At 53.6% G+C, this 10,214-nt stretch carries 12 protein-coding genes and 2 pseudogenes; 10 read left to right on the plus strand and 4 right to left on the minus strand.

All coding sequences use genetic code 11. From position 1 onward, the window contains the following. The 3 genes from ACOJWD_RS10910 to ACOJWD_RS10920 all read left to right on the plus strand — a co-directional run. The coding region (locus ACOJWD_RS10910; RefSeq protein ID WP_486993261.1) for a HAMP domain-containing sensor histidine kinase at positions 1 to 851 on the plus strand (851 nt) is incomplete at its 5' end. 82 nt (positions 852 to 933) lie between these two features. Further along, complete coding sequence (locus tag ACOJWD_RS10915) at positions 934 to 1,941, plus strand: ATP-binding cassette domain-containing protein (protein ID WP_486993262.1); 1,008 nt, start codon at positions 934 to 936, stop codon at positions 1,939 to 1,941. After that, complete coding sequence (locus ACOJWD_RS10920) at positions 1,938 to 2,744, plus strand: ABC transporter permease (protein ID WP_486993263.1); 807 nt, start codon at positions 1,938 to 1,940, stop codon at positions 2,742 to 2,744. The genes ACOJWD_RS10915 and ACOJWD_RS10920 overlap by 4 nt, the downstream gene beginning before the upstream one ends. A gap of 737 nt (positions 2,745 to 3,481) precedes the next feature. Here the strand turns inward: ACOJWD_RS10920 and ACOJWD_RS10925 are convergent. Next, a pseudogene (locus ACOJWD_RS10925) lies at positions 3,482 to 3,574 on the minus strand (IS607 family transposase); the annotation flags it as partial. On the opposite strand from ACOJWD_RS10925, the gene ACOJWD_RS10930 reads away from it, so the two are divergent. Further along, the gene (locus tag ACOJWD_RS10930) at positions 3,558 to 3,860 is read left to right on the plus strand and encodes a transposase (protein WP_486993264.1); all 303 of its coding nucleotides are present in this window, start codon (positions 3,558 to 3,560) and stop codon (positions 3,858 to 3,860) included. The pseudogene ACOJWD_RS10925 and the gene ACOJWD_RS10930 sit on opposite strands and share 17 nt — an antisense overlap. Before the next feature lie 102 nt (positions 3,861 to 3,962). Continuing rightward, positions 3,963 to 4,103 carry a hypothetical protein gene (locus ACOJWD_RS10935; RefSeq protein WP_486993265.1) on the plus strand — a complete coding sequence of 47 codons (141 nt, stop codon included), beginning with the start codon at positions 3,963 to 3,965 and terminating at the stop codon, positions 4,101 to 4,103. Between the two features lie 24 nt (positions 4,104 to 4,127). Here ACOJWD_RS10935 and ACOJWD_RS10940 read toward each other — a convergent pair whose 3' ends face one another. After that, positions 4,128 to 4,925 carry an MBL fold metallo-hydrolase gene (locus ACOJWD_RS10940; protein ID WP_486993266.1) on the minus strand — a complete coding sequence of 266 codons (798 nt, stop codon included), beginning with the start codon at positions 4,923 to 4,925 and terminating at the stop codon, positions 4,128 to 4,130. 492 nt (positions 4,926 to 5,417) lie between these two features. Here ACOJWD_RS10940 and tnpA point away from each other — a divergent pair, with 492 nt between their 5' ends. The 4 genes and pseudogenes from tnpA (at position 5,418) to ACOJWD_RS10960 (ending at position 7,039) form a co-directional block, all read left to right on the plus strand. Continuing rightward, positions 5,418 to 5,816: an IS200/IS605 family transposase gene (gene tnpA / locus ACOJWD_RS10945; RefSeq protein ID WP_486993267.1), complete on the plus strand. Its 399-nt coding sequence runs from the start codon at positions 5,418 to 5,420 to the stop codon at positions 5,814 to 5,816. A gap of 20 nt (positions 5,817 to 5,836) precedes the next feature. Then, positions 5,837 to 6,136 (plus strand): annotated as a pseudogene (locus ACOJWD_RS10950) (helix-turn-helix domain-containing protein); the annotation flags it as partial. A gap of 39 nt (positions 6,137 to 6,175) precedes the next feature. After that, positions 6,176 to 6,499, plus strand: coding sequence for a hypothetical protein (locus ACOJWD_RS10955; RefSeq protein ID WP_486993268.1), 324 nt, complete (start codon positions 6,176 to 6,178; stop codon positions 6,497 to 6,499). Positions 6,500 to 6,817: 318 nt separating this feature from the next. Then, positions 6,818 to 7,039 carry a hypothetical protein gene (locus tag ACOJWD_RS10960; protein WP_486993269.1) on the plus strand — a complete coding sequence of 74 codons (222 nt, stop codon included), beginning with the start codon at positions 6,818 to 6,820 and terminating at the stop codon, positions 7,037 to 7,039. A 40-nt stretch (positions 7,040 to 7,079) separates the two neighbouring features. On the opposite strand, the gene ACOJWD_RS10965 is transcribed toward ACOJWD_RS10960, so the two are convergent. Continuing rightward, positions 7,080 to 7,577 (minus strand): hypothetical protein, encoded by a 498-nt coding sequence (locus tag ACOJWD_RS10965; RefSeq protein WP_486993270.1) that lies wholly within the window; start codon positions 7,575 to 7,577, stop codon positions 7,080 to 7,082. 601 nt (positions 7,578 to 8,178) lie between these two features. Then, positions 8,179 to 9,543: an MptA/MptB family glycosyltransferase gene (locus ACOJWD_RS10970; RefSeq protein WP_486993271.1), complete on the minus strand. Its 1,365-nt coding sequence runs from the start codon at positions 9,541 to 9,543 to the stop codon at positions 8,179 to 8,181. 245 nt (positions 9,544 to 9,788) lie between these two features. Here ACOJWD_RS10970 and ACOJWD_RS10975 point away from each other — a divergent pair, with 245 nt between their 5' ends. After that, complete coding sequence (locus ACOJWD_RS10975) at positions 9,789 to 10,070, plus strand: hypothetical protein (protein WP_486993272.1); 282 nt, start codon at positions 9,789 to 9,791, stop codon at positions 10,068 to 10,070. The last annotated feature ends 144 nt before the right edge of the window (positions 10,071 to 10,214 follow it).

Raw genomic sequence — 10,214 nt, forward strand, 5'->3', positions numbered from 1 at the left:
GAAAGAATGCCTGGCAAGCCATCGTCGACGGGATAAGTCAGATTGCCCAAGGAAATTTTCGCGTTCGGCTCGATCCTGAAGTGCTGGGCACCGACGGTTTTGATCACCCGGCCAATCAACTCATTGAAAGCATTAATGAGATGGCGAGTGAGTTGGGTCAGTTAGAGGCATTGCGGCAAGAATTTATTGCCAACGTCTCTCACGAATTGCAATCTCCCTTAGCCGCCATGGCGGGATTTGCTCAACTGCTGCGCGCCTCGTATCCGCCGAATGGGGACGAGGCGCCCTATTTGGATATTATCCATACGGAGAGTATGCGGCTCTCGCGCCTGACCGACAATCTTCTCAAATTGACCTCGCTAGAATCCGGCTATCACCCGATGCATACCGTGCCTCATGCCGTGGATAGTCAAATCCGTGAGGCGGTGATTGCTCTAGAGCCACTATGGTCAGAGAAGTCGCTGCACCTGGAGGTTTCGCTACCGCCCTTGCAGGCGATGGGGGACATTGATTTGCTCTATCAGGTGTGGGTCAACCTGTTGACCAATGCCATTAAATTCACTCCGGAGTATGGCGACATTATTCTCACGGGGCAGGCGAGCGATACCGATATTGCCATCAGCATCACCGATACGGGGATTGGCATTCCCCCAGAGCAACAAGACCGTATCTTCGAGCGCTTCTATAAGGCGGACGCGGCGCGGACTCGTACCGGTTCGGGCAGTGGTCTTGGTCTCGCGATTGTGAAAAAAATTGTGGACATGCATGCAGGACACATTACGCTTCAGAGTCTCCCCGAAGTCGGCACGACCATGACGATCCACCTCCCACGGACTTCCTCGGCGCGGTGAGGGACTGCTGTTCATGTTGTGTTCATATAGCGGGTAGAGAATCACTGCATGAACCATGAAGTCCTGAACGAGGAGAGATGAGATGAACGATACCAATAGCGTGGACAGCCGATGGGCTGTTGAGGCCAAGGGCTTGGTGAAAGAGTTTGGGGATAACCGTGCTGTGGATGGCGTCGATCTGTTGGTGCCCAAAGGCTCGATTTATGGCGTGTTAGGACCGAATGGAGCGGGGAAAACGACCACTATCCGCATGCTGGCGACCCTACTTCGCCCCACCGCGGGAGAGGCGAAAATTTTTGGCCACGATATCCGCAAGGAACCGCATGTGGTGCGCCAGTTAATCGGTGTTACCGGCCAATATGCGTCGGTCGACGAGTCGCTCAGTGCGACCGAGAATTTGATTATTTTTTCTCGGCTGTTAGGTCTCAGCCGAGCCGACGCACGCCGGCGGGCGGAAGAATTGCTGGAAGAGTTTCATCTCACCGAGGCCGCACGACGTCCCTTAAAGAAGTTTTCGGGGGGAATGCGGCGTCGCTTAGATTTAGCGGCGAGCCTCATTGCCCAGCCACCGCTCATTTTTCTCGATGAACCCACCACCGGTCTTGATCCCCGGACTCGCGCGCAAATGTGGGACACCATTCGGCATTTAGTGGCGACGGGATCGACCGTGCTCTTGACCACGCAATATCTTGATGAAGCGGATCAATTGGCGGACCGAATCGCGGTGATTGACCAGGGGCGAGTGGTCGCCGAAGGCACCGTGGACGAATTGAAATCGTCTCTTGGAACATCTTCCCTGCATCTGCAATTGCAAGATCCGGCCCTCTCCCTAGAGGCACGCCAAATTGCCGAAAAGATGCTGGCAGTTGGCCAGGTCTTCGTGTCTCCGGAAGGACGGCTGACCGCTCCGATTACGGATGCAGAACAGGTGACCGATTTATTAATGGCTTTTCGGCAACACCATATTCATACCGCTTCTCTCAGTGTGCAGAAGCCGACGCTAGATGAAGTATTTTTAAGCATTACGGGGCACGGGGTGCCTGACGACAAGAGTTCCGACAACGATCTTAAGGAGATGAGCCCATCATGACGACCCGAGACATACTGACCATGCCGACGAGAAGGAGCATTAGCCTCGGCCAAACCATTCAGCAGTCTCTTACCATGGCCTATCGGACTCTTCTGAAAATCCGGCGTACCCCGGAACAGCTAATGGACGTGACGTTCCAACCGATTATCTTCACCTTAATGTTTACCTATATTTTCGGTGGGGCCATTGCGGGGAACGTGCAGCACTATCTCCCTATCATTATTCCTGGTATCTTGGTGCAAACGGTAATCACCACCTCCATTGTGACCGGAACGCAGCTTCGTGAAGATATGGATACTGGAGTCTTTGATCGATTTAAGGCGCTCCCGATTGCACGCATTGTGCCCCTGGCGGGCGCTCTATTAGCCGACACGATTCGATACCTCATCGCCACCGTGCTGACTATTACGATGGGCTATATCATGGGCTACCGCCCGCAGGGAGGGCTAGATCATGTGGCGATTGCCGGGGTGTTGGTCATCGCCTGCGCCTGGGCGATTAGTTGGATTTTTGCCTTCTTTGGAGTGATTGCCCGCACTGCATCTAGCGTACAGGGTATTTCCATGATCATTCTTTTTCCCCTGACCTTTCTTTCTAATGCCTTTGTGCCAGCAAAAACCATGCCGCACTGGCTGCAAGGATTTGTGAACGTGAATCCGGTCTCGCATCTTGTGACGGCGATTCGCGACTTGGCCAATACCGGGACGGTGAATAGCAATCTGGTCACTTCGCTCATTGGGGCTGCCATCATTGTGGCGATATTCGCTCCCTTGACAGTGCGCGCCTATATGCGCCGCACTTAGGGAGAATGCGGTAGGACAGTGTACAGAGATATCAGAGAGGCCGGGTACAGTCCGGCCTTTTTTGATAGGACTGGAGTGATAGTGCCACGGCATTCACATGAATTCCTCTCACCGCGCCTCTATTGGTCGCGTGGCGGTTTGTATAGCGATGACAGCGCTATCGAGGCGGTCGAGTCGATGGACGTGGCATCCCATGGCAAAAGCCCCAGTGGGGAGTTGTGCTGAGACTGGGGATCCCACTCCCATGCCACACACGGTAGACTCCTGGTGGTCCCGGTTTCGGTTAAGACCGGAAGTGGGACGGACACCCCATTGATGGCCATGAATCGTCCGTCTATAGCAAATGAGGTCCTCATTGCTGAATTGTGTGCCCTGGGAGATCAGTCCCGTGAGGGGGTCGTGTCGACCATAGCCCCGCCCATGTTGAGCACGACCAAGGCCACCCCGTTCTGAGATCTTTTCTTTTCCTGAAAGATCGGGTCACACCCGTAGGCCGTGAGCTGGTGCACCTGGGTCCGCAAACCTTGGGTGGTTGTACTTTTGATGCGCGCATAGCCGTAATCATGGTCAGGGGCCTTCCTCGTGCGCTAAGTAATGAGACAACCATTCGATACACTACAACGGCACGTACCGGCGGCTTGCTTAAAGAACCGGATCTGATCCGGCGTCGGATCTTGTGGGCCAATGTCGGCATGGAGGGCCTCCTTTAAGCTTTGCCGATAGGTCCGTAATCCCTACAATCGGGCTGAAAAGACATGCGTAATGGTGAGTAAGTCTTGGACCAACTCTGGCTCGGGCGACAAGTGCTCTTGGTTGAGGACTAAAATCTCAGAGACGGCTGCGGACGCAGCCGAGATTTTAGAACTCTACCGGCGCCGCTGGCACATCGAAATCGCCTTCAAACGCTTAAAGAGTGTGCTCCACATCGATGAACTGCGGGCCTTTGACCCGGACTTGGCACAAACGTATCTCTTGGCCAAACGGTTGGGCGCAGTACTGGCGGATGCCGTTCGGACACCAGGTTCGGATTTTTTGCCCCTACGGATTCCCTGTCCGGGCGGATGCCCGCCGCCGTGTGGCATATTTCCCCACTCATTGGGCAGGATTTGCGGATGATTGTTCAAGGGTGGGTGAGTCTGATGGATTGGCGCCCCGCATCACGGAGTTGGACTAAAGCACACCGTGAACGCTCCCGTTCCAGAGGTTTTGATCCTGAGCGTGATCATTGGCATATGGCTCTACATTCAACATCGCCCGTACTTCACATTGGTTGCATTATCTGTGTTGGCGACGGTGTTCATTGAGATCATGGGTGGGCTTGCCGCGTTTGGCGGGCATACGGTGTCACAGCGCCTTTAAGTGAGGGCGAGTACACCGATGCCGTTATCTTCGCAGTCGGTAGCCGACTTTCCACAGAAAACCTCGCAAGAGGAGCGGTGCAATCACGCGGATCGACTGCCCGTGGACAATGATAAATTCCTCATAACGATGGATTCCGGGGGCACTGGCGGTCTCTATCGCTTTAAGTACTTGGCCTATGTGCCGGGGAGACCACACCAGGGAGGCTTCATGGGGCTGATACGTGGCCCCCAAAGGATAGTCCCGACCGGCTGTGCGGGACATTTCGACGTGACAGCCCAATACTTGAGAGATGGGGTGGTTCTGCCTGAAGTCTTCCAGGCGCCTCACACTGGCGACAAACGCTGGGTAGTCACTGACATACAGTCGTCCCGGATAGAGTGAGTCCCCTGTGAGGAGCAATCCCGACCAGGGGTCGTAGACCGCTACTGACGCAGGCTGATGGCCGGGGATGGGGAGAATGTTTAACATTCGGCCACCTAAGTCCAACACGCCGATACCTGAAGGCCAATCGGCAATGTGAAAGAACGACTGGACGGCGTCGACCCCGTGGCCCACGATCGTGGTCTGGGGGCGGTCCGTAAATTGTCTGTCGGCGGCGATGTGGTCGCCATGCGCATGGGTATGCGCCACAATGAGCTCATAGCGCTCACAGGGGTGCTCCGCCAACCACTCACTGATGGCCGCGTCGATGGTGGATCGCAGCGGAAAGGCGCTGGGATCTGTCGTGGCTCCAGTGTCCCATAACACGGCCCGCTCGCGCCCAAATAGCAGATAGAGAAAAGGTGCCTCGTATGATACGGTTTTGCTTTGTCGCATCATGAGGGTATTCGGGCCAAGGTGATGAATCTGGATCGGCGGTTCCCGCATTGCCGAATGGCGCGGGACGCCGTGATTCCACTGGTCCGTGAAAGTCAAGGGCTCAGAAAATGAGAGGACGCTATTCTCTAAATGAATCTCCCCCTTACGAATAGACGATGATTAACGATAGTATACTGTATCACTGAACCAGCCGTAATATTGGCGTCCCGTAGATCGATTGCCCATTTCCCGCGGGTAATCTCGAAAAACCGAGTGCCTTGATACGACCGAACTCGGTCCATACCGGTTGCAGAGTGGCATCACTTGGTCTCATCGCCATTATAAAATAGCGGCGAAAAACCCCTGGGTTGACCTATGGGGATGAAAGCCGCTGGGGTCTTCCCTCTCGATGAGGGGAGACCCCAATCGGTTCCCCTCCGGGTAATGCCACTGCGCAGTAGATTGCTTGGTACAATCTATCCATTGGTGGTATAATTTAATCGGTGAAGTGACATGGGTCGCACGACGGAAAGCAATCACAATATCACGTTTGACTGCAAATACCATGTCGTGTTCTGCCCGAAATATCGACGGAAAGTGCTCGTCGATGGGGTGGATACCCGGTTGAAAGAGTTACTCCGCAACAAAGCGTATGAGCTCCAGACAGACATCGTAGAAATGGACGTCATGCCCGATCACGTGCATCTCCTCATCCAGTGCGATCCGCAGTTTGGGATTCATCGGGTGGTCAAGCAGTTGAAAGGCTATACCTCCCATGTGCTTCGTCAAGAATTCCCATCTCTGAAACGCAAGCTCCCATCGCTGTGGACGAATTCGTATTTTGTGGCCACGGTGGGCGCGGTGCCACTCGATGTGGTTAAGCGCTATATCGAAGACCAGAAAGGACATTAACCAGGCGCCAATCGTTCAAATACCGTCTGTACCCCAATAAGAGACAGCCACAACTCATCGACGAGACCTTAGAACATTGCCCGCTGCTTTACAATCGCTTGCTCGCCGAACGCAAGGAAGCCTATGAGAAGTCCGGAAAAACGCTATCCTATGTGGCGCAAGCGAACAGCTTTCCGGCACGGAAAGCGGCGATCCCGGTGCTCCAATCCGTCCATTCGCAGGTGTTGCAGGGTTATGCGACCCAACTGGTTCGCGCGGGCGTTCAGGTCCGTACCCTGGTTTCACCCTATATCCATGCCAAATTGATTGTCACGGCTTAGCAAACGTTCGTCGGCTCACAAAACTTTTCGGAGGTGTCGTTGGACGATAATCGGGAAGTGGGGCTTATTACCGCCAATGCGGCGATTCATGCCCAAGCCCTCGCCTGGTTTAATGCCTTGTGGGCCCAGGCGACGCCATGGACTGTCAGTACGACCTCGGCTTCATCCTCAGCTGGCTCGTCCTCCGCGCCCTATCTGCCGGACGGCGAGACGATGGCGCAGGTCACACGGCTCTGGGGTCGTGCTCAGTCGATTCTCCACAACACCTATGATGGCCATCCCCAAATCGTCTGGGTGTATGCGGAGGGGTGGGTGGACTTCCAGGGCGGGCGGGTCACCGATGTACAACGCGCGTCGTCTTAGCGCGATTTGCATACCCGCTGCACGCGGCGTATATTATAAGCAAGAACCGCCCCGGGTGTGAGCCGGGACGGTAGGATTCGAGGGCTACCGACGCTTGCGCCGGGTTCGCCAGATCAGATAGAGTGTTACTACCTTGGCTAAGGAAACCGATATCTGAACGTGCATCGCCCCCACCCCCTTTCTAGGAGGTCGCGTGGGAGCGTACCCTCGAATCCATTATAGCCCGTCTCTTCGGAGGCGGGCTTTTGCTGTTCGCGAGGGCGTTCTCCGGCGTCCCGCCGGAGAGGGGCGGCGGCATTTCATGAAGGAGGGATGCCGGTGTCAGCCATGACGTTGGATGTTGATGCCTCACGCTTTTTATCCCATTTGCCGCAATTCTTTAGTTCCTTGGGCAACGCCCTAGCGGAGCAGCTTCAGAACTCGACGCGGGCTGGTGCGTCTGCGGTGGATATCACTCTGCAGCGGACCCCTGAGGACGATGTCTGGATGGTCATCGTGCAGGATGATGGGTGGAGGTGTCTCGATTCCGAAAACAGTTAGCGTGCGTAATCAGCCGACATCCCAGAGCGTTAAAAGATCATTATTGTTGGACGTTGCAATAGTAAGTGATTGTACTCTCCGTACTAACGGGCACACTAATCCAAATGGCACCCATTCGATTGCAAGGTATGGAAACACTACCATTAACGGGAACAATAGATTGTTGTTTGATAAGGTCGCCAGAATTGCTACCAACATAGCTAAAATAGACCGGTGGTTGCGGAGATAAAACAGGTAAATTAGTTAACGTTAAGGTATCTCCTAAACTAACCAACGTTTCCCCATAGGGATTAGACGGCCCATTGAAAATCCATGTTGATTGGTAGGCTTTGGATTGATATTCAAAACAAGAAGTATCGGTACCACAATCACTACAATTGCTTGTACGAGTGGCATCAGCACTGTAACCCGTCATCATGAATTTATATGGTCCATCTGAACTCCAAGCGGTATCAAGATTAACAGTCAATATGTCGCTACTACCCCAACCACTGACTGAAGTCCAGTTTACGAATACCTCTCCACTCAAACTTTGCACAAAATATTCTCCGTTGAAACAGGCCTCCGGGTACCTGAAGGCTCCAAGATATTCGGTTACGGTACCTGTGGTACCGTCTGCTGATGGAACTGAAAAACGGGCGTTAGTACCATGGCCATTCGCATTCCAAAACGAGTCTGCTGTTCCGTTGGCACTCGGACCCCACGTGATTGGAATGGGTTGCCCACTGTATGTTACCGTACCATTATCCACGATCTGAGGTGTTAGTGTAATGGTAACAGGTGCGTGAGATGGCAACCCCTCATGGGTCCACGATGCTACGTACGATGGCTGAACCGGTCCCAAATTAATAATTGTTCCGGTGCTGCTCGATATAACCATATCCCCTGGCCCAGTCTGGGATGCATAAAACCTGATGTGCGGTCATTCCAAATTTCAGAACTTGTTCTTCTGAAAATAAGTCTATTATTGTATATCCGGCTCCCATAATTCCCCTCCTCTACTAATTAGTTTATCGCAATAATCAAAAAACCTGAGCAAACAAGAACAAAACTCTACAATGCCTGTATAAAAACGAGGAGGATCGCTCGCCCATGCGGGTGATCTAAAAAACCTGACATTGGTCTTGTCCTCGGTCTCCCTATAACGGAATGATTTGCTGGGCCACCACCGCCACAAGATACAGCAGCAATGGCAGACTATACCATAACCCCAGCCATGAAGGGGGAGGTGCGGCCGGCGCCGTGTCCTCAAGCAATTGATAGGCGCGATAAACGAGGGCCCCAATGCCGATAATCAATAACGTGTAAATGGCGGCTGGCCCGTGGGGCCCCGTCAGTTGCGGGTAGGTCCATAGTACCGAGTGCCCCGATAGCCAATGAAACAGATGCCCATCCAAATTGTGGGGAAAGGCTAGGACGTTATTCGCGACAAACAGCAAGTTCACACTGATCCAGAGCCACAAAAATCGCGTGTCGAGACCAGAAAAAATGATGGCCATGGGCACAATCCACACCATCCATTGCGGCAGCCAATAAGAAAAAATCAAAATTGACGCGCCGACGGCAAGCCAGGTCCAGAGGACCCCTTTAAAGGACGCGTAGCGGGGGCTCATGTGCCATGCCGTAACGCAGACTAACGCATACATTAAAAGCCACAGGTGGACCGGTACAATGCCTAGCCGAACACTGTTAAACAGACTCGCCCCGTCCCGGGCAAAAAACACGCGTTGGATTAGCGGTCGTCCCGCAAAAGGCGCTAATAGCACCAAAAAAGGAATGGCCGCCGCACACCCCCATTTAATTACCTTTCCGATATTGCCCTTGGCTAACAGAAGAGCGGTCGGAAGAGCGAAAAGCAACGGGTACACTTGAATACTAGCCGCTAAGCCCAAGATCACAAATGCGACGGTCGGGCGGTCTTCATCCAGAAGCATCAGCGCAACAAGAGTTAACGTCGCTGGCATAATATCCATCTGGCTTTGCATGAATGATGTGATGAGGAGAATAGGACTCAGCAGCCACAACACCGTGATGGTATACGAGGGAAGAGCGAATCGCTTCGCCATCCGCCTAATCGCCCACACTCCGACGCCCATCGAGATCAGATTAGGCACCTTGAGCAATACGAGGCCGACGAACACCCGCCATCCGCGCACGACGCCAAAAATCTGCAAAAAGAGCTGGTGGGGCTGAACAGGGACGGGGTCCAGGTGCATCAGATGAAGAGCACTAAGATACAACCCGACTAGCAGATAGTACCCCGGGGGCATGACCGTAGCAATAGGACGTAGGGCCGGCATCAACGAGAAGTAGTGATAGACATTCCAATGTCCTAAAGCGACCGCATTCGCCACAAACGAATTGATTTGGAGATCGCCGTACTCCACCGTACCCATGAGCAGAAGCAGTCCGATGCCATAAATGATCCAGACCGTTAGTCGCCCGATCCGTCGTGGCGAGCTAGTACCGGAATCGGGGGATTTTGGGACTATCGGATTCTTCATCCGCGCTGTCCCTCTCGGGTAAGCGGACCACCTCCCCGATGGTTTAGGGGCCGATACGCGGTGCGATGGTGGCACATATAGCTTACTCTCCTTCGTGCGGCAAAGTGGATTATCGTGCGGTGAAATGAATGACATCCTATGTATGGTGAGGATAGCACATCCTGTCGACCGGGTCGAATTATGAGACGGGTGACCTTTTTTATCGCTCCATCCCGGACGACAAAATCATTCATCGCGTGTACTTGGTGCAAGGTCAGGCCGGGCACGCCGATTCGCTCAGCGTACAGGAACTGTGGGAAGAAAACCAGGAGTCGACAGATTTTTTTCGTGACGTCCTCTCGCAGTTGGTGCATCACCGCTTCTATGACGATTCTGATGCCCCCGAAACGGTATGTGCCTATACCGTATCTGACATTGACAGGCTCAAACTCGCCATTCGCGAGTGGTTCATCCACTTAACGATTGACCCGATGGCCCGCATGGATCGTTGGTATCGTACGGTGATCGATAGAACGGAAGGGGAATGATAACGATGTCCGAAGAGTTTCAGGCCGCTCTGACGGCCTTGCTGGATGGGAGGTTGTCCCAAGCTTCGTGGAATTTCGCTAGCGCATCCTTTCTCAAGATTTAGCTGGTTTGCTCGGTTTTTTGGTCCGGTTTATTCGATAACC

Source organism: Sulfobacillus sp. TH-112, assembly GCF_057473405.1.